Origin of the sequence: Flavobacterium cerinum, from assembly GCF_004028155.1 — a bacterium.
GTDB classification, from domain to species: Bacteria; Bacteroidota; Bacteroidia; order Flavobacteriales; family Flavobacteriaceae; genus Flavobacterium; species Flavobacterium cerinum.
The window spans coordinates 206,196-229,903 of record NZ_SBII01000002.1 but is presented as its reverse complement, the minus strand read 5'-3'; the positions used below and the strand labels follow the sequence as shown (position 1 = coordinate 229,903).

Below are 23,708 nucleotides of genomic sequence, written 5' to 3'. Positions count from 1 at the left end.
ACTACTTTATTTTATTTTGAAACAACACATTAAATAACCTGATGTTGCTTTCAATATCCTGCTCAAATTAGAGGCATGCAGTGCTTTTACATAAGACGCTTTAGCTTCAGGATAGAAGCCTAAAGTGTGATACATTCGCGCTGAGTTAAAATGATGAAGCGAAACCGCCGCTTTTTGTTCATCCATAGAAAGTTCTGACATGTATTTATCCAATAAACTCTTTGCCCTATCTATTTGTTTAGTAGAATATGAAATATTTTCTCCTTCCCAATAAGCTCCCAGACTTTGATTGATATACTTAAAACGATCTGTTACTTTAGCTGCCCTGATCCAATAATCAAAATCTTCAACAGCTATTAAATTTTTATCTTCTGTAATTTCACCTACAAGATCAACAATGTTTTTTTTAATTAAAACACTCGAATTTATAATTCCGTTGCCGTTAAGAATTAGATCTTTCGCAATATTTCCGCTCAAAATTCTACCCTTTGCGACACCATTCGATTTTTCTATATTGCTGTAAATATCCAGATCATGATAAACTAAATCATAATCAGATAAATAGGGAAGAGAAACTTCTAATTTATTTGGATACCACCAATCGTCAGAATCTAAAAAAGCAATGATCTCTCCTTTGGCTTGTTTTATCCCATTATTTCTGGGTTTTGCAGGTCCGCCAAAATTGACGTCCTTAATATAATTTAAGTTTAATACATCTTTAAACTCCTCAACAATCTTAAAAGTATTATCCGTAGAACCATCATCACAAACAAGAACTTCAAAGTCTTTAAAACTTTGCTCCTGAAGTGATTTAAGACAAATTCTCAATTGATTCCCTCTATTATAAGTTGGAATAATTATAGAGACCTTGGGAACAATACTATTCATTCGTATCGATTTTATGATATATATATTCGGTAATCTGCTTTTTTACACCAAGAAACAAATAATAACGACCTCTTTTTTCTATCTGTTTTATTTCAGGATATACTGAACTATAACATTCAAGCCATGCTTTTTTATTTTCTATAAAATAAGAAAACCATACTGCACCGGCACCTAATTTTATTTTATGCTTTTGAAGCGGGGTCAATTGATTCTTAGAAATATGATTATAAAACATTTTATAGATCTCAATGATTTGAGTCTTCATTTTTATACTGCTTCTAATGGTAGTACCATGCTGCCTAAAGTAATTAAGAGGCTGCTCTATATAATAAAAATCTGTCTTTTCAGAAAGATCCAACCAAAATTCCCAATCGGCCACAACAAGATATTGTTCAGATAAGCCATTAATCTCTTTAAATAAATCATGCTTAATTAAAGCAGCACTCAAATTTGGAATAACACAGGAAAAAGAAAGAAATTCTTTCATTTTATCACCTTTAATTAATCCATTTTCTTTCACCGATCTTTTAAAGCTTCTTTCTCTTCCAACGAAATCATCTGTAAATGTAATTCCCTTTTCATCAACAAGATTACTTTTAGAGAAGACCACACCAACTGAAGGATTATTCTCAAATGCCTCCAAAAGTATTTCAATTTGATTTGCCTCTGCAAAATCATCACACTGTGCAAAAAGGATATATTCACCTTTTGCAAAAGAAGCACCATAATTACTGGCCTTTACATAACTCCCGGAATTTTGAGTTTTTAACTGTAAATTTATATTTTGAATATGTTCATATTCCTTTAGAATTTCCTGGCTTCCATCTGTAGAACAATCGTCAATAATTATAATTTCAAGATTAGGATAGGTTTGATTCACCAAACTATCCAATGCCTGTTTAAGATATTCTTTATGATTATAACTGGTAAAAACAATACTAACCAGTGGCTTGTTCACATTATCCATTAAGTAGTCCTTTTTCTTTTAATTCGCCTAAAGATTTTTTATAATCTGTAGTATCTTTTGGAATATCATTCTGCTGTAATGCCCAGTCTATAAAGCTATGCAATCCATCTTTAAAACTCCATTTTGGTTCAAAACCAACTATCGTTTTAATTAGTTCCAGATCAGCAAAATTATGACGGATATCTCCTTCTCTAAAAGCACCCGAAATTTTTATTTCAGAATCACTTTTTAAGTAAGACACAATCTCCTGAGCTACCTCAAGTACATTTATAGGTACTCCGCTGCCAACATTTAAAATGTGCTGTCCTTTTTGCTCTAATTTTAAACAGCTTACAGTTGCATTAACAACATCCTGGATATGCACAAAATCTCTGCTTTCAAGCCCATCCTCAAAAATATTTATCTCTTCATTTTGCAAAGCTAAACGTGTAAAAATAGATAAAATACCTGTATATGGATTTTTCAGTGACTGCCCTGGCCCATATACATTTTGATATCTCAATGCAAAACCATTAATGTTCTTTAATTGTGCAGCCAGAATAATCATCTGCTCCTGAACCTGTTTGGTAATTCCATAAAAAGAAGAAGGATGAATTTTAGACGACTCATCTGTCGCTTTAACCTCTAAATTGTGTTTACCCGATATTGGGCAGCAAACTTCAAAACTTTCTTTTACATTTTGAAAAGTTCTCGAATTAGGATAAACAACTCCATATTCGGGAGAATTATACTTTCCTTCTCCATATATTGAGCGCGAAGAAGCAACAATTACAGTTTTTATTTCGTGAGCTTCATTAATTATGTAATCACATAAATCTGCCGTTGCCTGGATATTTACATTTGTATAATGCGAAACAGCATACATAGATTGTCCTGTACCGGTTTCTGCTGCATAATGAATTACGGCATCCTGCCCTTTAAGGGCCGAATAAAGTACTGCCTTATCGGAAACATCGCCTACAATTAGCTTTACCTTACCTTTTAGATCTTCTGACAACTCATTTTTGTCTCCATGGATCTGTGGAAGAAAATTGTCCAGAATTGTAATTTCATATCCTTCTTTAACTAATACTCTCGCTACATTGGAACCAATAAAGCCAGCCCCTCCCGTAATTAAAACCTTTTTCATAATTATAATTAATTATTTGTGTTTACTGAATTCCACTTTTTAGTTACTAAATCATATTTTTTTATAACTCTTGCAGGGCTTCCCACTGCAATGCAATAATCGTCAATATCCTTAGTAACTACAGAGTTGGCTCCAATTATACTATTTTTACCTATACTTGCTCCTATTATACATACGTTTTCACCAATCCAACAACCAGATTGTAAAACTACTTCTTTTTTAAATTTTATTGGCTGATCTTTTATTGCAGTAGTAACATCTTCATAACCATGTAGATTATCAGATACATATACATTATTAGCCATTAAAACATTATCCTCAAAAATTACCTTTCTTACTGATATGATATGACAGTAATCGCCAATTGCACAATTATCTCCAATTGAAAGCACCGGTTCATTCTCATCTATTTTTAAAGCCAGCAGCCACCCACCTCTCTGGACTACACTATTTCGCCCAATAGATATATGCTTTTTTCCCTGTACTCTCACCGAAAAAAAAACTACAGCCCTTAAATTAAGATTCTTATAACTGGAAAAATTAAATAGAAAATAAAAAAGGCGCGGTATTATTTTTAGATAGTTTATTATCGTTTGCATAAATTAAACCTTTTATAACCCTTTTAAATACTCTTTAAATCTGTCAACATCTAACATCATATCAGCATTTTTTTCGAACCACTCATCCGAATAATTCCACCATTCGCTTTTTTGGAAAAGTTCTATAGTTTCCTCATCAAACCTGTATTTAAGATGTCTTGCAGGTACACCACCTACTACAGAATAAGGCTCTACATCTTTTACAACAATAGCCCCGGAAGCAATAACAGCACCATTTCCAATTTTTATACCGTCAATAATTACTACTTTTTCTCCTATCCAAACATCATGGCCTATATGTACCCTCTTATATAATTCTAATTTATCTTCGGTAACAAAGATCTTAGGTAAAGCATCTGTATTGAAATAAAAGCTTGGATGAGTTGTTACTCTGCTCATGTCATGCATACCCGGAGCAATACTTACCGATGCGGCAATAGAACAGAATTTACCTATTTCACAATGGAAGATCCTTCCATTCATTTGAATATAGCTGTAAGCTCCGATTTTACAATTATACACTTTTGTATTATCAAAGATCACTACATATTTTTCCAGTTCGCATTCTATAACCTGACTTGTCAAATCAAACATTCCTGTTGGATTCTGTTGTTTCAATTTGGCATTTCTATATAATGAGCCGCAGAGTCTTTTAAAATGTAAAAAAGAATTCTTAATTAAGTATATTATCAACATAGTCATTTGTTTTAAATTAAAAAAAGTGATCCATCACATTGTCTGAAAATCAATTTATAAAGTTTTTGCTTTTATAATATTAAACCTTCCTAAAATTGGAGATACTATCGAATTTATAGTTTTTCTATATTCATTAGAGAAAAAATAATAAATAATAAACGCAATACCAATTACAAATCCATTATATATAAAATAAAGCAGCAAATTTATCTTATTCTTTTCAAGAGGAAGATATGATTTTGTGAAAAACGTAACAATCAGAATAAACAAAACCGGCACTATTGCTGGGGCACACAACCTCCATAAAAAAGGCCAAAATTTTACATTCAACAGCTTTACAATTATGTTCAAATAAACAATTGCTACAGCAAAAAAGGCTGCCGCTTTAAAATCAGCAAAAGCTTGTAAACCTATAAATTTAAAAGTTATTAAAACTCCAGACCAGTATATTATTGGAAGCAGGGCATTTGTAATATACAAAAGTTTAGCCTGCTCATATGCCATTATTAAAATTCCCGTAGGTGAAGACAAAAAGCTAAATAAGAAACTTAAAACTAACACTTGGGCTATTGGAACAGAATCGGCATATTGATCTCCGACCCAGCAGAAAATAAAATTTTTAATCGTTATAGAAATTGCCAGAACCGGAAATACAGTTAAGGGTAATGCCAAAACCAAAACTTTATTAAAAAAAGTATGCAAGCCTTCATGATCTTTTAAACCAACAAAGTGGTTGAACTTTGCTATAAAAGGACTAAAGATGATTCCAAAAACACCTCTGAAATATTCCATCAAAGTAAAACCTATTGCAAAAACAGCTAAATATTTAGCACCCAATAATCTTGAGATCACAAAGGGATCCAATTCATAATACAAGATCCAGCAGATGGTAAGAAAGATGGAGACAAAAGCAAGTCTTTTGGTTTTTTCATATATCTCTTTTGAAAATCGAAAAGACCCAAAAAAGAGTTTAAAATTATAGCCAAATTCTTTTTTGGCAATATATAAGCCTATTAAGACAGCTGCAAGGGTACAGAATTGTGAAAATAGAAAATAGGTTACAATTGGGTAACTCTCATTACTGAAAAATATAAGTGCAAAAATAATTTTTATTGCACTGGACACTATTATTATCCTTTGGAATATATAATCTTTTAAACGTACTGCAAATATAATTTGCACAATTCTCTGCATCACAAAAACAGGACAAAACAAGGCTAATATTAATAGAAGATTACTTGCAATAGACCTTTCTTCACTATCACTCAGGCTTTTTACAAGCATCTCGGGCCAAAAGGAAAGAAGTAACACACCTAAAGCATACACTAAAACAAATACCAAAAAAATAAAGGCTGTAAATCCTATTATCTTAATTTCCTGTTTTAAATCTTTGAGGGCATAACACTCCGAAGCAAATTTCATACCTGCACCCAAAAACCCAAAATCTGCATACGACAAAAACATGTATGCCGCTACAATAAGCGTGTAAATCCCGTATATTGTTTTATTAGAGGACAGGTAAGGTGTAACCACAAAAATAGCAGCGAAATTAAATAATATCGAAATGAATTGCCATAGGTATATTTTTAAAAATTGTTTCATTAGCTAGGTAACTCCATGGTTATTTTTTATATAATTAATAACAATATCTGCCGATAGTTGATTCTCACTTTCTTTAGAAGTCAAATATTTATATTTAAAATCATTGTATTTTACCAAATCTATCTCTTCCGGAATATTAATATCATCTTCATTATCCATTGCTATTAAAGTTGCGCCGCAAGCCTGTACAATAGATTTAGCAATTACTAAAAAATAGGGTAACCTCTCACTAAGGTAATCACTCATTAGCAAAACTAACTTCTTCTGATAACAAATAGGAAAACATACAGCAGTGCTGGCATGCGTTAAAACAAGCGAAGCCTCTTTAACCAGATCATTTGACTGATTAAAAAAAATGGGCCTGCCATTATATGGATTAAATTCATTGTAGCGTTTTGCTTTAGGATGTGCTGCAATAACCACTTTTTTACCTGTTACCTGTTCTAATCTGTCTAAAAATTTATTTACTTCCTTAAAATAGGGTTCAGGTTGTACCGTTTTTATTTTGAAATAACTGGCATCTGGGTGATAGGGCAAATATTGATCTAAAAAAACAATATCCTTTCCTGCACCTATAGAAGGTAATTCTTTATGAAGTAAAAACTGGTCGTAATCTACAGTATTTACATGTATTACTTTTGCCTTTTTATAATCTATATCACACCCAATTCCAAGTCCCCAGTATCCATATTCTCCCGCCATAAAAATGTGATCATATGTTTTTATAAAACCCCATTTTTTTGAAAAGAGAATTAATTTATTAGTAAAAAGAGATTTAATTCTTTCATAGCTTATTGCTTTGATAAATCGAATTACCCTGGATGTATTATTGGTTGGGCTATTTGGAAAAACACCCGCACCAAAAACACCCAAATTCAAATTATACTTTGTAAATATTCTAAACAATTTAAAGACCCTCCATTCAAAGGTCATTATAGAAATATATAATGTTGTGCTATTATTTTGCTCTTTTAAATAATCTTTCAGCTGTTTATAAGAACTCATTTTCACAGTCCTCTCATAATCGATTGAATCTAATGTTACTCTATCCGGGTAAAATAAATTGGTAATATCCAAATAATCAACCTGAATGTTATTTTGAAGTAATTCTTCAAAATAAAAATTAGTATACGTTCTCTTTGTTAGAGGAAAATATGATACATAAACAACTTTTTCAAATTTCATTCTTACCGATATTTTTAATTACTCTGGCAGGGTTACCTGCTGCCACAACTCCCGGAGGAATTGACTTGGTAACAACCGAAGCTGCGCCTATAACCGAATTTTCTCCAATAACAACTCCGGGCAGTACGATTACATTTGCACCAAGCCAGCATCCATTTTTTAAAATAACAGGTTTAGCTTCATAATACCCCTGATCAATCAGCGGTATATCTACACGATCAAACCTATGATTATGCACATAAATTTGAATCCCACTTCCTAACATTACATTATCTTCAATAGTAATAGAGGTTTCTAAATTATCTGCTTCTGCAAATAACATAGATCCCGGTCTTATTACAACTCGCTCACCAATGCTAATTTTTGAGCAGCAAACTGCATATGCCCCCGACCTAAAATCTGCTGTATCTGCAAAATGCTTGAATTTTTTCTTGCACAAACGCAGCATTCTTTTTTTAAAGTATAGCTGCCAATGAGTAAATGGATGATCAGGGCCAATCCTGTCGGCCTTATTATTATATTTTATTCTATCTATTATATCTGTTAATAGCATATAGTTTTATTATTTGTTTAAAAAAGTTGTTGATATAGATTGACTACTTTTATATAGCAGACCATCCACCATCAACCACCAGATTGTGCCCGGTTACATAAGATGAATCATCGGTAAGTAAAAAATAAACCGCAGATACAATATCTTTCGGACTTCCCATTCGCTTCATCGGAACTTTTTTATTGTAATTATTCACAAATGATTCCGGCTGATTATCAAAAATCCCGCCCGGAGAAACTGTATTTACCCGTATTTGATATGCACCATAGTAAGAGGCTAAATATCTCGTAAAATTATTCAATCCTCCCTTAATTGCAGAATACGCAGCAGGCATAGTCATTTCTGTACCCTCATACACTGTAAAATCAGGACCTACTAATCCGTAAATGGATGACATATTAATAAGCGAACCAAATTTTTGGTTTTTCATTTGTTCTAAAACCACTTGACAACATAAAAAATAGCCGTTCAAATGCATATCAACATTCTTACGCCATGATTCGGGAGATATATCTTCAAATTTATTTCCCCAATCTTTCGTTCTAGGATAAGCATTGTTAACCCAGCCATCTATTCTATTATACTTTTTAACTATAGCTGCAATACCCTCTTTTACTGAATTTTCATCAGTAATATCAATTATAAAATCATCTGCACTTTTTTCTTCAAAATAAATATCGGCAGCAACAACTGTTGCTCCCTGCTCACGAAATGTAGAAACCATCTGTTTTCCTAATAATCCGTTCCCCCCTGTTATTACTATTACTTTATCGTTTATTGAAAACATGATAATTTTATTTTTTTTAACTATAAAACTCTTTATAAAAACCTTCCCGTCTATCTTTTTTTATTGGAAAATTTTTTCTGTACTCTATCGCCTCTTCGAGGTTCAGATCAAATATTTTAATCGTATCTGAAACCGCAATCGACTCTAACTTTTCACCATTGGGCGAGAAAACACAGGAACTTTCTTCATATTCTAAGCCATTTCCATCACTACCGGTCCGATTAACACCAATCATAAAGCTTTGGTTTTCTATGGCTCTGGCATTCAAGAGAGTTCTCCAATGAGCAACTCTTGCTTTAGGCCAATTCGCTATATTAAGCAAAATTAAGTTCTCTTTTGATAATTCCTGATAAAGCTCCGGAAATCTTAAGTCAAAACAAATGCTTAACCCCCAGCCCCCTTCCCAGGGAAGGCTCTTAACTTCATTACCGCCGGATATTAATTCATCTTCACCACTATAGGAAAAAAGATGTATTTTTTCATAACTGCCTTCTACTTCACCCTTGGCATTTATGCCAATACAACTGTTATACTTTTTATCTTCTTTAGAGGTCATCAACCCAAATACAATATTCATCTGATATTCTTTGGCCAGTTTTTGAATGGCTAAAATTGAATCCGAGTTTTCAAGATCTTCAGCTAAAGCCAAATTAGATACCGAAAAACCGGTCAATGACATCTCTGGAAAAATAACATATTCTACTTTTTGGCTTAACGCCCTAACGATATGTTCAACTTCTTCCAAATTAGCTTTTTTATCTTCCCAAATTGAATTTAAAGAAACGACAGCTACCTTCATTAATTATATTTTCTGAATACCGGTTTGATAACCGGAGATTTTAGATACCCTTCCAAGCCGCTTTCTAATGCCTTTTGATAGATCGTCAAGGCATGCTTAGCTGCTGATAGTGTCATATCCAATTCAGTATCCTGATGAGAATAAGAAACAGCTACATAAGGCATCATAATATTTTTCTCTAACATTTCCTGAGCAAATAAAGTACGCATTGCTAAGGACACATTACCTGTTTTATCTTTAGCAACATAATTTGGAGAACAAGCATAACCTTCTACATAAAATTGATCTTGTATTCCCAATTCCTTAGAAATTGTATTTATACCATTAACCAATTTAGTTCCGTAGTTCCAAAAATGTTCAACAACCAGATCCCTTTTAAGGATTTCCATAGTTTTTATAAAAGCACCAAGCGCACTCATTTCCGCGCCGTGAGTTGTAGAAGTAAGGAATATTCTTTCTTTTCCTTCTTCTAATATACCGCCAATCTGCATAATTTCTTTTTTTCCTGCTAAGGCAGCAACTGCAAAACCATTAGCCATAGCTTTACCAAATGTACATAAGTCTGGTTCAATTCCATAATAGGTTTGAGCGCCCTGTAAATGCCATCTAAAACCAGTAATCATCTCGTCAATAATAAACACTGTTCCATTTGCTTTACATAAAGCCTGAACTTCGTGTAAAAAATTAGCTTTTGGCTCTACCGTTGTTGCAGCTTCCAGCATTACAGCAGCGATTTGATCAGGATATTTTTCAAAAAGCGCTTTTAAAGAGTCAATATCATTATAATTAAACTTTAAAGTGAACTGGCTAGCTTCATCAACTGTACCACGGCTGATAACCGTCGAACCAATAAACCAGTCATCATATGAAAAGAAAGGCTGTTCCACCGGGATAGCAACAAATTTCTTTCCGGTATAAGCCCTTGCCAGCTTAACGGCAGCAGTTGTTACTGTAGAACCGTGTTTTGCAAATTTAACCATGTCTACAGACGGGATTAATTCACATAATAATTCTGCAGCTTTCAATTCTGTCAAAGATGCTCTTGTAAGGTTATTTCCTTTTAAGATCTCTTCATAACAGGCATCTCCTATTTCTTTATTGCCATAACCAATGTTCACAGAACGTAGTCCCATTCCGTAATCCAAATATTTTTTTCCTTCCGGAGAATAAACATAAGCTCCTTCTCCTCTTTCTAAAATAGAAGGTGCATTAGATGGAAATTGATCATCTCCTCTTGAATAAGTATGTGCCCCTCCGGGAATAACTTTATGTAGTCTTTCTGAATAAATATCTTTCATCTTATCTGAATATTTTATTTCAAGTATGTTGTATTAATAATAAACTCTGCAAACTGCCAATCTAAAGGTTCGTCAATCTCTAATCCGGAAATATCGTCTACTAAGTAACTTAATGTTTCTCTTGTATAAAACGATTTGTTTTTCAAAAAATCATCCCATTTACTAATATAAAAACCCCCTGAAGGAGTTATCTCTTTACCAAATGCCTGTCTGCCTAATTTTTTATACAATTTCAGATTATCTGCTAATTCACTTAAATACTCGTCTTCTTTTTGTATAAATATCCTATTGGGCCTGCTTTCTTTTGTGGCAACTATAGCCGAAGCATTTTCTTTTTCATTAAGCTGCACAATCGCTTTATCAAGATCTGAGCTTCGTATAAATGGCGAAGTAGGTTCTAACAAACCTATAAAATCATATTTTTTACCAAGACTAGATGCATACTCCATAGCATGTAATACAACATCCATAGATGAAGCATCGTCTGTCGACAAATAATCCGGTCTAATAAATGGTATTTCTGCTCCGTACTCTTTTGCTATTTCAGCATATTTTTCCGAATCAGTACTAACCCAAATATCTCCAACAATGTTGGTTGTAAGTGCCGATTGAATTCGATAACTAATCAATGGCTGATTTCCTAAAATCTTAATGTTTTTATCCGGAATAGATTTGGATCCACTTCTAGCAGTTACCAACCATAAAATGTTTTTTTCCATCCCCGGTTAAAATTTTATATTATGAATATCAATATGTGCTTTCTCAAAATCTTCATGTTTTCCTACATCAAGCCAATACCCTGAAAATGGAAAAGAAATTACTTTAAAGTTATTTTCAATAAGGCTTTCCATCAAATCAGTAGCATTAAAAAAAGTATTGCTTGGTATGCTTTCCAAAACCTTCTTTTTCATAAGGTAAATACCCCCATTAGAATAGTAGGTATAAGTTGGTTTTTCCTTAAAACTTTTCACATGTCTTTTATCCGTTTCAAGAACAGCATACGGTATACTCACCTGATAAGGAATGGTAAGTACTGCCAGATCTGCATCTTCTTCAATAAACTCTAAAAAGAATTGTTCATAATCTATATTGGTTAAGATATCCGAATTGGTAACCAAAATATAATCATGCTTGAAATTTTTTATTTTAGAGACAGCCCCAATAGTTCCTAAAGGTTCATCCTCCCATGTATATTCTATTTCAATATTTTTATCGCTGCCTTTTCCAAAATGATCTACAATCTGTTCACCTAGGTATTTTACACAAACCCAAAAATCGTCTACACCATATAAAGCCAAACGATCAAGATTATGCTCCATTATAGCTTTATCACCAACTTTTAAGAGTGGTTTTGGAACAGTATCTGTTAAAGGCTGAAGACGTTGTCCACGTCCACCCGCCATTATAACAGCATCAATCGGTAAATATGACCTAATTTTTCTGAAATTTATAATATTAACAACCCTGTGGTTTTCATCAAGTACTGGTACTATCTTAAAATGGCCTTCACGGTATTCAATAATTTTATCTAAACTATTTTCTCCTTTAGTAATGTACCTTGGATTATTTTGTATAATTTCATTAACAATACTGTCAATTGTAAAACCTTTAATTAGTCCACGTCTTACATCACCATCTGTAAGTGCTCCAATTAATTTTTCATTCTCATCTACTACAAAAAGAATAGCATCCTGAGCCAGTTCATTAAGTAATATTAATGCCTGTCTTACAGTACTGCCGGTAAGGATTAAATGGTCTTTGTATATTCTCATTCTTTTTAAATTAAACAGGATTAACCTATTGTTTACTAAACCCTGTATTCTATTTATCGATGTATTTTAACAATTGGAATGCTTCTGCATACTTCACTCCTACACTCGCACCTCTAAAATGAGCTAAAGCCCTGATATTTTCTAAAGATCGTGGAAAAGGATGTTCTGCTATTTCAGATTCAAAAACTTTCATTATCTCATTTTTTCTATCAAGATAGTCTGTAATATCTACAAAATAATTTGGTAAAAAAGCCTTTTCAGCTAAAGCCGGTGCAAATTCAGTTTCAGATATACATTCATACATTAGTATCTGTTTGATAAAAGGGTATCTGAATGATTTTGTACAAGCCATTACAGCATCAAAAATAACCCTGTGATCTGAATGAGCATCAGAACGATTTAAAGTATAAATAATTTCAGGCTGTACTTTTGAAAACACGGTTGAAATTTCAGGAACCATTTTAATTAAACTACTTGATGATAGCGTCATCGTTGGGTAATCCAATAAATACGTTTTAGTTATTCCTAATAATTTTTCTACCTCTCTAATCTCATCCTGTCTACTTTCTACTCTTTCTTTTGAAAATCCTTGATTTTCAAAAACATTGGTAACAATAAGCCAATAAACATTATCGCCATTAGCAACATGTTTTAATATTGTTCCACCCGCTCCTAATGTTTCATCATCAGGATGAGCAGATATAACTATAACATTTTTCATAAACTCCTATTGAACGTTATTAAATAATATAAGTTCCAACTTGTGGTAATTCTTTAAACTCATGATTTACTAACCAAATAGCAGAATCACCTGTTTTTACCTCTATTTTATTTTCTAAAATACTTAGTACTTTTCCAGGTTCTATATTATCGTTAGTAGTATCATATTCACTTACTTCTACTCCCCAAATTTTAATATCTGTACCATTATATTCAATATGTGCACCTACATAAGGCTTTGTTAAAGCTCTTGTTAGATTACATATTACTGAAGAATTCATTCTAAAATCGATTATTCCATCTTTTTTACCTCTTTTTCTCCAGGAATTTCCTTTTGTTGTATCTTGTTGTATTCTTGTATAATCTCCGTTCTCTAATTGACTACAAAATTCTTCAATTTGAATCAAAGCATTTTCTATCAATCTATTATACAAAACATTAGCATCATCTTCAAAGTTAATCACAAATTCCTTTTGCGACAAAATATCTCCGGTATCCGCTCCCTCATCCATAAAGAAAAAGGTAGATCCTGATTTTTCCAAACCTAGTACCTTTGCCCAAATTAAAGGATGTCTGCCTTTATTATAGGGCAATAAAGTAGGATGATAACCAATTACCCCTAAACGGGAAATATCAAGTACTTCTTTCTTTATCAAGTTCGACCAGCCAAAGCAAAAAACAACATCAGGATTTAATTCCTTTATCCAGTTTACAGTTTCGGGTGAATTAATATTAGAAGTATAATGATAAGGTATGTCATTAAATTGAGCTATAGATGACAGATCAAAAAAGTCACTATTAAATGCCGATTCCATTTTTGTAACAACACCAACAACATCAGCCTTGATCGAAATTAATTTTTCTAACGCTTTTGCCGAAAAAAATACCGAACCTATATAAGCTATCCTCATTACTTTAAATTGTAAAATTGTTTTTTAACGATACCATTTAAATCGGTATTTTTCAAAACTTCGACTATTTCAATAGAAGAATTTTTCTCTCCATAAGGATTTTTTGACGATTTCAATTCTTCTTTAAATTCTAAAGAAAGGGCTTTCATTATAGCCTTTTCAATATCCTCACTGTTCGTATCACAATCAATAACAGAAGCCGCTTTTACGCGTCCCTGCTGTCGGTCTCCAATATTTATTGTAGCCTTTTTAAATGATGGTACTTCTATAAGCCCACTGGACGAGTTACCTACAACTACATCCATGTATTGTATTGCAGATAAATATCTTAATTGTCCCAGGGAAGTAAAAGCAACTGCTTTTCCACTGTTCTCTTTTACATATTCATCAATCAATTGAATAATTATCCTGCCATCGGTATCAGAATTCGGTTTTGTAAAAATAATAGCGGTATCTTCAAATTTATCCAGCGCTTTTAAAAGCTCTTTAAATTGAGCTTCTGCTGATAAATTATCCAGAGTAACCGGATGAAAAGTGACTAAAAAATTTATTTTTTTTAGCTTAAAATCAATTGACTCCTCAAATTCAGGTTTAGTCAATAATTTCAGTTTATTAATGTTTTCAATGCCCAGGGCTCCAACATTGTAAACATTTTTGGGTTGTTCACCAAGCTGAATTACCCTATTTTTATATTCTTCAGTACTTGTAAAATGAATTTGAGACATTTTTGTGATTGAATGCCTGATCGCTTCATCAATTAAACCTTCGGTAGCTTCGCCTCCGTGGCAGTGCGCTATTGGTATTCTGGAAATCATTGCTGCTGTACATGCAGCAAAAATCTCATATCTATCTCCTAACACTAATACCAAATCTGGGTTAATTCGTTCAAAAACCTCCGAGAAACTAATAGTTCCAAGACCAATGCTCTTGGAAACACCTATAGTAGTATCTGAAGAAAGTAAAGTTTCTACTTTTTCATTTATTATGAAACCGTCTTCAAGTATCTTTTTGTACGTTAAACCGAACTCAGGAGACAAATGCATACCTGTCACACAAATTGACAAATCAATATCATTGTCAGCCTGTAAAGCTTTCATAGTCCAATATAATAGACCGTATTCAGCTCTCGTTCCTGTTATTACACATATCTTTCTCATTAGAAACAGTTCTCAGTTAAAAGTGTTTTTTCCTTTACAGAAACTTTTAATTTCTTACCAATAAATTCAGAGATCCTCATTGGGCTTATTCCTGTTCCCGGTCTCATTGCTATAAAATCTTTATCCGTAAGAATATGTCCCGATTCTAAATCAGAATTAAAGTGAAGACTTTTCCTTACAATCAAAATATTTTTCTTTTCAGATTCGCTAAGCTCTTTAACGCCACTTCCAGAGATTGCTAATTCAATATTCCTTATAGAACTAACCATCTGCTTTAATTCTTCTGGTTCTAAAGATGCCAGATGATCAGGCCCTACCATATTCCTGTCTAAAGTAAAATGCTTTTCAATTATTTTAGCTCCTAAGGCTACAGCAGCAATTGGAACTTCAATACCCAGAGTATGATCTGAATAACCAACTGTTACATCAAATTCATTTTTTATATGAAGCATTGCTTCAAGATTAACTTGTCCAAACGGAGTTGGGTATTCTGTATTACAATGTAATACAGAAATATTTTCTTTGGCTGTACCTGCTTTAGTCAATACTTCAAGAGCAATTTTTATATCTTCCATGGTTGACATACCTGTAGAAAAAATAACCTCCTCATTGTATGCTCCAATTTTTTGCAAATAAGTTAAATTTGTTATTTCACCCGATGGAATTTTCCACAATCCCATGTTAAGAGTTTTAAGGAATTCAACACTATCCATATCAAATGGGGTTGACAGAAACATAATTCCTTTTAATTCACAATAATCTTTTAATTCGATAAAATCATCAAAACTCAACTGAAGCTTTTTAATCATTTCTAATTGATTTTCGCTCTCACCAGTAGTGTTTTTTTGATAATCTGCTTTTTCAGCATCTTTAGAAACAATATTTTCAGCGATAAAAGTTTGAAATTTTACTGCATCTACTTTAGCTTCAATTGCAGCATCTATTAGCTTCTTTGCTAAATCCATACTACCATTATGATTTACTCCTGCTTCAGCAATAATAAATACTTTATCTTTTTTTAATATCATTATTTAAATATTAATCAATTTATATTTTGTGAGTTATAATCGTTGCCTTTAATATATCTTATAACATCAATTACCTTTAAATGACAGGCATGTTTTACTCTATATATTTCCCCGGATTCCCAACTACTTTTTTTCCGTCAGGAATATCATGAATAATAACAGTACCAGCTCCGATTATTACATCTTTTCCTATTGCTACTCCCTGTTTAATAACCGAATTTGCCCCTATAAAGCTTCTTTCACCTACCGTTACATTTCCGGCAAGTACAGCTCCGGGAGCAATATGTACTGCATCTCCAAGCACACATTCGTGCTCCACAATGCAGCCTGTATTTAAAATAACATTATTACCAATAATTGACAAGGCGTTAACTGCTGCATTCCTATTAATAAATGTACCGTATCCTATTTTTGCTGTTTTTGAAACAGATGCCGACTTACTTATTACAGTAAGTAGTTCTTTCCCATTGGTAATTACAAGTTCAGCTATTTTTTGTCTTATTGAATTATCACCTATGCCAAGAATAAATGACGCTGCCAGCTGCCAGCCTATAAAATCCGGGTTATTTTCAAATCCAAGATACTCCAGATTAAAAGGATTATTAGGTACTGGATTTTTATCTGAGTAGCCAATTATATCAACACCGATTTCTAATGCTGCTTCGGCAACTACATAAGCATGTCCCGAATAACCTATCAATATGGATTGATTAACGGACACTACTTGGTATATTTATAATTCTTTCTTCTAAAAACAATGCGTTTTGCTGTGCATCTTTCTGGCAATGAGCATACATAGGCAGTCTGAACATCAATTGCCATATTGGTCTTGTCATTACTCCATTTTTGTTTGTATCGTTCAAAAACAAATCTCTTTCCTGTCTGTTCTCAAGCTCAACACACATTAACCAATAGTTAGCCTTTGTATCGGGAGTTTCTGTTCTAAAATTTATTCCTTTTCCAGCAAAGAATGATTGGTATTCTTTTGCTAGTTTTCTTTTATCTTCTAAGAAGCCATCCAATTGCTCTAACTGCGCGCATGCTAATGCAGCATTTAGGTTAGGCATTCTAAAATTGTAACCCATCTCGTCATGCACAAACTCATACGGATGTGGAACTTTTGCAGTAGTCGTTAAATATTTTCCTTTTATACCCAGTTCAATATCATTCGTAACTATTGTACCTCCGCCTCCACTGGTAACAATTTTATTACCGTTAAAAGAGAATGCTCCTAATTTACCAATACTTCCTGTAGGTCTGCCTTTATACATACTACCTAAAGATTCTGCAGCATCTTCTACAAGAGTTATTTTCCAATTATTGCAAACAGTCAACAGTTCATCTAAATGAACCGGAAAACCAAAAGTATGCATCGGTAAACAAGCACTTATTTTTTTGCCGGTTTTCTTATTATAAGCACCATCTTCCCTTAGTTCAGCATTTTCAACAAGGAATGCTTCAAGTGCTTTTGGAGAAAGTCCCATAGTATCTAGATCAACATCAACAAAAACAGGGGTTGCGCCATTATAAACAATCGCGTTTACAGTTGCGATAAAAGTCAGTGCCTGAGTTATTACTTCATCACCCGGCTTAACTCCTACCAGTCTTAATGCGACCTGTATGGCTGCAGTACCATTTACCACTGCGACTGCTTTTTCAGTTTGTGCTACACTGCACATCATTTCTTCAAAACGATCTACATAAGCACCTACAGACGATACAAAAGTAGAATCTATTGTATCCAGTAAATATTTCTTTTCGTTCCCATTAAATACAGGAGCGTGCAGCGGCGTAAAATCTTTATTATTATGCTGCTCTTTTATAAATGCTATAACAGAATTAAAATCGCTCATATTACATTTTTGAATCTAAATATTTACCTGTTTCCTTATGTCCAAAATTTGGTATCATATCATGAAATAGGTCTACAATTTCATTCTTATTCCATGTACCATTAGCTTTCATCTGTTGAATTCTTTTAGTAAAGTCTTCAAGTTTCAACTGATCAAAGTCTTCATCGTTTTTGATAATTCCTAAATTTTCAAAACGTTCCATATCAAGAGTTTCATTGTCAGTAAAAAACTCTTCAAAATCTTTCTCTCCTGTAGTATCGCTATTTGTAAACAAACAAGGCCATTTCTTCTGCCCAGTCAATTCGTTAACCTTTGCTCGTGCTTCATCTTCAGATTCACACAAATAAGGTTCATATCCTATCTCCGATAAATACTTAACAGCTATATCAGCAAAAGAAATCAAATGCAGGCTTTCACTTAATTTAGGAAAGAAAATATCTCTGTTATCTCCAAAAATACATGACATCAAACATAGCTCTCCAGACTCTTTAGGAGTTACGAAATACCGTTTAATATCATTAGGCGCCACAATAGGCTGTTTCTTTAGAATTCTTTGGTTAAAACCGTGTAAAAGAGATCCGTCTGAAAAAGCTACATTAGCAAATCTTGCAGTAGAAATTTTTATTTCCCTGCTTTTGCGCATTAAATACATTTCCATTATGCGCTTCGAAGCCCCCATCATGTTTACAGGATTAGCAGCTTTATCAGTAGAAACGCAAAAATATTTTTTCGCTCCATTGTCAATAGCCTGTTGTAATGTTTTCTCAGTATTAAAAACATTAACATCGATCATCCTCATCAAAGTAAAAGGGTCTTTCTCGCTTCTGACATGTTTTAAAGCAGAAAGGTTTAAAACATAATCATATTTACCATCCGACTTAATAAATGCATCATATTCGACAGATCCGATATCTAAAGCAAAAGTCTGGAAATCGCCATCAATATATCCATAAGAGCTTCTTAGGTCTCTAACCAGCTCTACCATATTATTTTCGCTTATGTCTACAACATGAAGCTTTAATGGGTTTCTTTTAAATATTTCTTTTGTTACCGCCTGCCCAATAGACCCGGCTGCGCCAATAACTAAAAAAGAAGAACAGCTAACAATTTGTCTTAACTCTTCTTCATGTTTTGATATATCATCTTCAAATATCTCAGTGCTTCTTCCTATAAGCTTGGTAATATCCATTGTTCTAAATAAAATTTAACGATTAGTTTAGCAGCATTTTCCATAGTCTCTTCAAAATAAGAAATGCTACAATAAAAAAGCCACCTAAAAAGCCACCCATAATTATCCCCTTTGCTTTACCAAATTTTTCCTTCTTCAAAGGATAAATTGGTTTATCAATAATTTGTATCAAAGGTGTGTCTTTTCTCAAAGTAACCTTGGCTAATTCTGTTTGTTTAACTAATTCAGTAAGTATTGCAGTATTTGCCTGTACATCTACCTGTTTACGTGCAGATGGCACTCTTTTAACATTCAATGCCGGATTTAAATTAAAAGTCCTGTCATTTGCTACAGCAACACCGGTTATAGAACCATTTAATTCACCCCTGATAGAATCCAGCTGCCTTTGCAGAATTGTCATATTAAGCCTGGATTTCTCACTCTTAGAATCTATATAGAAATCAGATACAACATCAGCCAGAGCTTCATTAAAAACTTTAGAGAACACTTCATTTTCAGATTTGACCTCTACAGTTATTATCGAAATCTTTTTATCCTTTTGCAATACAGAAAGTCCGGATGCAGATAAACTATTATAAATAATTTCTAAAATACTATCCTGGGCTCTGGTAAAAGTCTCTCTTTTAGCATTAGGTAAAAATTGAATAGATTTTAATTTTTCATCTTTCGCCCAACCTTTTCTCCATTTGTTATTTTGAATATACATTTCCGCTAAAGAAATGGTCTTTCCGTTTTGCAGAATAGGAGTAAGCAAGGTCTTTTCAACCATACTACGGGATTTAAAGAGTTCAATTAAATTTGAGCCTGAAAAAACACCGCCTCCACCTCCGCCAACGTCTAAACCAAATTGTCCGGCAAGACCTAAAGCTCCTCCCAATCCTGAAGGTTTATCGTCTTCCAATGCAAATGATAAAACAGCTGTATACTTTGGTTTTTTAGTGTAGGAATAGCCCAGCCCTAAAAGCGCCCCAACAATACCTACTAAGACAATTAACTTATAATTAGACAGTAAATACTGAAACCATTCTTTTATCGTAAAATATATTTCTTTTAGAGTAATTTCACCAGTATTAGACTCAATACGATTATCTTCCATAATTATCCTATCTTAATATCGCGATTATAACACCTGCTAAACTGGTAAGTACACTTGCAATTGTAACAACTTCTGCAGTACTCATTTTTTTACTTTCCGGCTTGGCCGGTACAACGATCTGAGATCCGGGTTCAACATCCGGATATGATCTAAAGAAAAGGAACGAACTTGAAGTCGCTGCTTTTCCGTTAGGATAAATTATATAAGATTTTCTCTTCCAGCCTTTATTATCAAGTCCACCCACAGCATCCAGGTAATAATTAAATCCTTTTCCTTTTCTATACGGAATTTCTGAAGTTAAAAGTACATTCCCGGAGATTTTCACAGCCTCATCATATGCCATAACCTCAATCTCATCACCAGGAAGCAACATTATATTAGAATAATGGTTCTTATTTGCTTTTATTTTTTGCCAATCAACAGGAATGGTAGCATATTTTAACTTTATTACTTTATCAGTAAGATCTTTTTGTATAGAATCACCTTTTCCTAAATTTAGGTCAATTCTATCCAAGTCTTCAATCTGCTCCGCCTTTATAGGTCGTTTAATCTTTACCCCGTCAATATTAGCCTGATTGGTTAATCCACCAGCCTTAGTAATAACATCATAAATTCTTTCCTCCTTATTAGCTAAAACATATTTGCCAGGATAATTAACCTCACCTTTTATCACAACCATTTCCGGATGTTCATAAACAGGCAGCTTTCTGATATTAATTACATCAAAAGGGAAAAGCTTTATATTCTCTAGCTGTTCGTTATTTTGAACATTAATTTCAAGATTTATTACTTCAACTCTTTTTTTGCCGTCTTTATCAACATCTTCAGATTTTAGCATTCGGGCTATCTCAACTTTTTTTGATGCAGCACCTGTAAGCCCGCCCGCTTCGATTAAAAGGTCATTTAAAGAAAGGTTTTCAAAATAATCATAAGTACCGGGCTTTTTAATCTCCCCATCAATTGTAATCTTGAAATTTTCCTTGAAATCTAAGAGCGAGTATATGGTAAGTATGTCCTCTTTTTTAAGTTCTATATTTGCTGTTGCGTCACCGGCAAGAGCCTTTTCAAGGTCAACCTCTACCATCTCTGTAGTCAGATCTTCTTTTACCCTTACTATTCTTGCTCTTTTTGTGTAAGCATCTTCTCTTATACCCTCAGCTTTTGATACTAAGTCAGAAACTTTCATTCCTGTAAAAAATGAATAAAAATTAGGCCTGAAAACAGCTCCTTCAATTGTTATTCTATTTTCATATCGACTTAGAATTTTAGATACTTTGTATACATCTCCAGAAAGAGGTTTATACGTAAGGAATTCAGAAGATAGAATATCTTTAATTTTATATTCCTTATCCGTTTTCTGAACTACGTTTACAGAAGCTGTGTATGCTTCTTCACTGAAACCGGAAGCAAAACCTAGTAGATCAAAAAAAGTTTCCTCTCCTTTCATCTCAAAGATTCCTGCACGCTTAACTTCTCCTTCAAGTTTTACCCTGTTTCTATATATAGGTATTCTTATTACATCATTATCTTTTAAACCAACATCATCAGACTGGTCACCATTAATTAAAAAACGATAAATGTCAATACTTTTAAATATCTTATTATTTCTTATAAGTTCTATGTTTCTATAACTTCCATTTTCAGCGGGTCCGCCAGCCAAATGCAAAGCATTATAAACTGTTGATAATGAAGATACAGCATAATTACCCGGCTGCATACTACCAATTATAGTAACCCTTATTGTTCTTATCCTGCTCAAACTCACAGTCACTGTAGATTGTCCTGATGCAACAGTACTGTATACTTTTGACATTGCACTTTTTATCTTTTGCGTTGCCGCTTCAATAGTCATTCCTGACACGCTAATCTGACCAACATAAGGTATACTGATTTTACCTTCAGAACTTACTTTCAAAGAAGCATTAAATTCCTGCACTCCATAAACACTTATCTGAAGTTCATCATCAGGTCCTAAGGTATAATTTAGTGGAGTAGCCAGCTTTAAATTTGGCTCAAAACTTAACGCCGCATTATTAAAGAGTTCTGAACCAAAAATTTGTGGGTTTGATCTTTTTATTGTTGCGGGTGAATCTGATAATTTATTTTTTTTAGAAACAGAGGGATCTTTCGAATCTCCTGCTGATACTTCCCCAGTAGATACATTTGCTTCGGGTTTTAAAGCCTGTAATCGGGCTCTTAACTTTGAAAATTCTGAGGGAGACATTCCTTTAGACAGGGCCATAGGCTCCACTTGATCAATAGTCATGTTCTTACCTGAAAGCTGTGATTGTAATTCCGCAATCTGTACATCAGATAAATCATCGACCACTACTGCCTTTAAATCATTACCTTTCAACAGATCCTGTCCGTGAACCGGAATAGAAATGCAAATTGTAAAAAAAAGTAAAAAGGCTATTATTTTATTCATAACTAAATTTTAAAAAACTACTAATTTTGTTTGAAAAACACTGTAAAACTATATTAAAAAAAATTAATTGCCTATTAAAATGGCATACACATCATTTCTTTTAACATACTCTACAGCTAACATTTGGGCTGTTTATACTTAACATATAAACCTACCACAATTTAATTCTATCTGTTTTAGCAGCCAATCTCAAAAGATACTGCCCATATTCATTCTTTTTTAAAGGTGTCGCAAGTTCAATTAATTTGGCTTTTGATATGTACCCCATTTCATATGCAATTTCTTCAAGACAAGCTACTTTTAAGCCCTGCCTTTTTTCAATTGTCTGTATAAAATTAGACGCTTCTAATAAAGACTCATGTGTACCTGTGTCAAGCCATGCATAGCCTCTGCCCATAAGTTCGACTTTTAAATCTTTACTCATTAGGTATTCCTGATTTACAGTTGTAATTTCCAATTCACCTCTATCACTAGGTTTTATACTTTTAGAAATTCCAACCACAGAATTAGGATAGAAATACAAGCCCACAACAGCATAATTACTTTTTGGGTCTGAAGGCTTTTCTTCTATAGAAATAACATTTCCTGATTTATCAAATTCAGCAACGCCATAACGTTCTGGATCCTGTACATAATAACCAAAAACAGTAGCTTTTTTATCTTCAGTTACATTTTTTACAGCTGTAGACAAAAGCTCGGTAAGACCATGTCCATAAAAAATATTATCACCTAAAATCAAGCAAACATCATCGTCGCCAATAAATTCTTCACCAATTATAAAAGCTTGAGCCAGCCCATCAGGACTTGGTTGTTCTGCATACTCTAACCTAATACCAAAATCTTCTCCATTACCCAACAGGTTTTTAAAATTTGGCAGGTCGTGTGGTGTAGAAATAACCAGGATTTCATTAATTCCGGCTAACATTAAAACTGAAAGTGGATAATATACCATTGGCTTATCATAGATAGCCATCATTTGCTTTGAAATGGATTTTGTTAATGGGTATAATCTTGTTCCAGAGCCTCCGGCTAATATAATTCCTTTCATGAT

General features: G+C 33.3%; 22 protein-coding genes and 1 pseudogene. All 23 read right to left on the bottom strand.

Going from position 1 to position 23,708, the window contains the following annotated elements:
- Positions 1-6: 6 nt before the first annotated feature.
- Positions 7-888, bottom strand: a complete 882-nt coding sequence (locus EPI11_RS03995; protein ID WP_128388666.1) for a glycosyltransferase family 2 protein — start codon at positions 886-888, stop codon at positions 7-9.
- Complete coding sequence (locus EPI11_RS03990; RefSeq protein WP_128388665.1) at positions 881-1,855, bottom strand: glycosyltransferase; 975 nt, start codon at positions 1,853-1,855, stop codon at positions 881-883. Before EPI11_RS03990 ends, EPI11_RS03995 begins: the two co-directional genes overlap by 8 nt.
- Entirely contained in the window at positions 1,848-2,984 is a 1,137-nt protein-coding gene (locus EPI11_RS03985) for an NAD-dependent epimerase/dehydratase family protein (protein WP_128388664.1), read from the bottom strand. Before EPI11_RS03985 ends, EPI11_RS03990 begins: the two co-directional genes overlap by 8 nt.
- A gap of 8 nt (positions 2,985-2,992) precedes the next feature.
- Complete coding sequence (locus EPI11_RS03980) at positions 2,993-3,583, bottom strand: acyltransferase (RefSeq protein ID WP_128388663.1); 591 nt, start codon at positions 3,581-3,583, stop codon at positions 2,993-2,995.
- 161 nt (positions 3,584-3,744) lie between these two features.
- A pseudogene (locus EPI11_RS19230) lies at positions 3,745-3,880 on the bottom strand (type B chloramphenicol O-acetyltransferase); the annotation flags it as partial.
- A 453-nt stretch (positions 3,881-4,333) separates the two neighbouring features.
- Complete coding sequence (locus tag EPI11_RS03970; RefSeq protein WP_128388661.1) at positions 4,334-5,713, bottom strand: lipopolysaccharide biosynthesis protein; 1,380 nt, start codon at positions 5,711-5,713, stop codon at positions 4,334-4,336.
- Between the two features lie 171 nt (positions 5,714-5,884).
- Entirely contained in the window at positions 5,885-7,066 is a 1,182-nt protein-coding gene (locus EPI11_RS03965; protein WP_128388660.1) for a hypothetical protein, read from the bottom strand.
- Positions 7,056-7,619, bottom strand: coding sequence for an acyltransferase (locus tag EPI11_RS03960; RefSeq protein ID WP_128388659.1), 564 nt, complete (start codon positions 7,617-7,619; stop codon positions 7,056-7,058). The genes EPI11_RS03965 and EPI11_RS03960 overlap by 11 nt, the downstream gene beginning before the upstream one ends.
- 49 nt (positions 7,620-7,668) lie before the next feature.
- Positions 7,669-8,406: an oxidoreductase gene (locus EPI11_RS03955; RefSeq protein ID WP_128388658.1), complete on the bottom strand. Its 738-nt coding sequence runs from the start codon at positions 8,404-8,406 to the stop codon at positions 7,669-7,671.
- A 16-nt stretch (positions 8,407-8,422) separates the two neighbouring features.
- On the bottom strand, positions 8,423-9,205 hold the full coding sequence (locus tag EPI11_RS03950) for a nitrilase-related carbon-nitrogen hydrolase (protein WP_128388657.1): 783 nt from the start codon (positions 9,203-9,205) through the stop codon (positions 8,423-8,425).
- Positions 9,205-10,503 carry a glutamate-1-semialdehyde 2,1-aminomutase gene (locus EPI11_RS03945; RefSeq protein ID WP_128388656.1) on the bottom strand — a complete coding sequence of 433 codons (1,299 nt, stop codon included), beginning with the start codon at positions 10,501-10,503 and terminating at the stop codon, positions 9,205-9,207. Before EPI11_RS03945 ends, EPI11_RS03950 begins: the two co-directional genes overlap by 1 nt.
- A 14-nt stretch (positions 10,504-10,517) precedes the next feature.
- Complete coding sequence (locus EPI11_RS03940) at positions 10,518-11,222, bottom strand: acylneuraminate cytidylyltransferase family protein (RefSeq protein ID WP_128388655.1); 705 nt, start codon at positions 11,220-11,222, stop codon at positions 10,518-10,520.
- Positions 11,223-11,228: 6 nt separating this feature from the next.
- Positions 11,229-12,275 (bottom strand): nucleotidyltransferase family protein, encoded by a 1,047-nt coding sequence (locus EPI11_RS03935; protein WP_128388654.1) that lies wholly within the window; start codon positions 12,273-12,275, stop codon positions 11,229-11,231.
- A 49-nt stretch (positions 12,276-12,324) separates the two neighbouring features.
- A complete protein-coding gene (locus EPI11_RS03930) occupies positions 12,325-12,996 on the bottom strand; it encodes a PIG-L deacetylase family protein (protein ID WP_128388653.1) in 672 nt (223 codons plus the stop codon).
- Positions 12,997-13,015: 19 nt separating this feature from the next.
- A complete protein-coding gene (locus EPI11_RS03925) occupies positions 13,016-13,906 on the bottom strand; it encodes a formyltransferase family protein (RefSeq protein ID WP_128388652.1) in 891 nt (296 codons plus the stop codon).
- On the bottom strand, positions 13,906-15,063 hold the full coding sequence (gene neuC / locus EPI11_RS03920; RefSeq protein WP_128388651.1) for a UDP-N-acetylglucosamine 2-epimerase: 1,158 nt from the start codon (positions 15,061-15,063) through the stop codon (positions 13,906-13,908). Before neuC ends, EPI11_RS03925 begins: the two co-directional genes overlap by 1 nt.
- Positions 15,063-16,091 (bottom strand): N-acetylneuraminate synthase, encoded by a 1,029-nt coding sequence (gene neuB / locus EPI11_RS03915; protein WP_128388650.1) that lies wholly within the window; start codon positions 16,089-16,091, stop codon positions 15,063-15,065. Before neuB ends, neuC begins: the two co-directional genes overlap by 1 nt.
- Before the next feature lie 94 nt (positions 16,092-16,185).
- Entirely contained in the window at positions 16,186-16,812 is a 627-nt protein-coding gene (locus tag EPI11_RS03910) for an acetyltransferase (protein WP_128388649.1), read from the bottom strand.
- Positions 16,802-17,944 carry a LegC family aminotransferase gene (locus EPI11_RS03905; protein ID WP_128388648.1) on the bottom strand — a complete coding sequence of 381 codons (1,143 nt, stop codon included), beginning with the start codon at positions 17,942-17,944 and terminating at the stop codon, positions 16,802-16,804. The genes EPI11_RS03910 and EPI11_RS03905 overlap by 11 nt, the downstream gene beginning before the upstream one ends.
- Before the next feature lies 1 nt (position 17,945).
- Complete coding sequence (locus tag EPI11_RS03900) at positions 17,946-19,133, bottom strand: UDP-N-acetylglucosamine 4,6-dehydratase (protein ID WP_128388647.1); 1,188 nt, start codon at positions 19,131-19,133, stop codon at positions 17,946-17,948.
- 22 nt (positions 19,134-19,155) lie between these two features.
- Positions 19,156-20,229: a Wzz/FepE/Etk N-terminal domain-containing protein gene (locus tag EPI11_RS03895; RefSeq protein ID WP_128388646.1), complete on the bottom strand. Its 1,074-nt coding sequence runs from the start codon at positions 20,227-20,229 to the stop codon at positions 19,156-19,158.
- A gap of 7 nt (positions 20,230-20,236) precedes the next feature.
- The gene (locus EPI11_RS03890) at positions 20,237-22,657 is read right to left on the bottom strand and encodes a polysaccharide biosynthesis/export family protein (protein ID WP_128388645.1); all 2,421 of its coding nucleotides are present in this window, start codon (positions 22,655-22,657) and stop codon (positions 20,237-20,239) included.
- 151 nt (positions 22,658-22,808) lie between these two features.
- Entirely contained in the window at positions 22,809-23,705 is an 897-nt protein-coding gene (rfbA, locus tag EPI11_RS03885) for a glucose-1-phosphate thymidylyltransferase RfbA (protein WP_128388644.1), read from the bottom strand.
- Between the last annotated feature and the right edge of the window lie 3 nt (positions 23,706-23,708).

Bases quoted from the DNA above. Each gene is read 5' to 3' on its own strand.
- EPI11_RS03995 (WP_128388666.1), bottom strand. From the start codon at position 888: ATGAATAGTATTGTTCCCAAGGTCTCTATAATTATTCCAACTTATAAT.
- EPI11_RS03990 (WP_128388665.1), bottom strand. From the start codon at position 1,855: ATGGATAATGTGAACAAGCCACTGGTTAGTATTGTTTTTACCAGTTAT.
- EPI11_RS03985 (WP_128388664.1), bottom strand. From the start codon at position 2,984: ATGAAAAAGGTTTTAATTACGGGAGGGGCTGGCTTTATTGGTTCCAAT.
- EPI11_RS03980 (WP_128388663.1), bottom strand. From the start codon at position 3,583: ATGCAAACGATAATAAACTATCTAAAAATAATACCGCGCCTTTTTTAT.
- EPI11_RS03965 (WP_128388660.1), bottom strand. From the start codon at position 7,066: ATGAAATTTGAAAAAGTTGTTTATGTATCATATTTTCCTCTAACAAAG.
- EPI11_RS03960 (WP_128388659.1), bottom strand. From the start codon at position 7,619: ATGCTATTAACAGATATAATAGATAGAATAAAATATAATAATAAGGCC.
- EPI11_RS03955 (WP_128388658.1), bottom strand. From the start codon at position 8,406: ATGTTTTCAATAAACGATAAAGTAATAGTAATAACAGGGGGGAACGGA.
- EPI11_RS03950 (WP_128388657.1), bottom strand. From the start codon at position 9,205: ATGAAGGTAGCTGTCGTTTCTTTAAATTCAATTTGGGAAGATAAAAAA.
- EPI11_RS03945 (WP_128388656.1), bottom strand. From the start codon at position 10,503: ATGAAAGATATTTATTCAGAAAGACTACATAAAGTTATTCCCGGAGGG.
- EPI11_RS03940 (WP_128388655.1), bottom strand. From the start codon at position 11,222: ATGGAAAAAAACATTTTATGGTTGGTAACTGCTAGAAGTGGATCCAAA.
- EPI11_RS03935 (WP_128388654.1), bottom strand. From the start codon at position 12,275: ATGAGAATATACAAAGACCATTTAATCCTTACCGGCAGTACTGTAAGA.
- EPI11_RS03930 (WP_128388653.1), bottom strand. From the start codon at position 12,996: ATGAAAAATGTTATAGTTATATCTGCTCATCCTGATGATGAAACATTA.
- EPI11_RS03925 (WP_128388652.1), bottom strand. From the start codon at position 13,906: ATGAGGATAGCTTATATAGGTTCGGTATTTTTTTCGGCAAAAGCGTTA.
- neuC (WP_128388651.1), bottom strand. From the start codon at position 15,063: ATGAGAAAGATATGTGTAATAACAGGAACGAGAGCTGAATACGGTCTA.
- neuB (WP_128388650.1), bottom strand. From the start codon at position 16,091: ATGATATTAAAAAAAGATAAAGTATTTATTATTGCTGAAGCAGGAGTA.
- EPI11_RS03905 (WP_128388648.1), bottom strand. From the start codon at position 17,944: ATGAGCGATTTTAATTCTGTTATAGCATTTATAAAAGAGCAGCATAAT.
- EPI11_RS03900 (WP_128388647.1), bottom strand. From the start codon at position 19,133: ATGGATATTACCAAGCTTATAGGAAGAAGCACTGAGATATTTGAAGAT.
- EPI11_RS03895 (WP_128388646.1), bottom strand. From the start codon at position 20,229: ATGGAAGATAATCGTATTGAGTCTAATACTGGTGAAATTACTCTAAAA.
- EPI11_RS03890 (WP_128388645.1), bottom strand. From the start codon at position 22,657: ATGAATAAAATAATAGCCTTTTTACTTTTTTTTACAATTTGCATTTCT.
- rfbA (WP_128388644.1), bottom strand. From the start codon at position 23,705: ATGAAAGGAATTATATTAGCCGGAGGCTCTGGAACAAGATTATACCCA.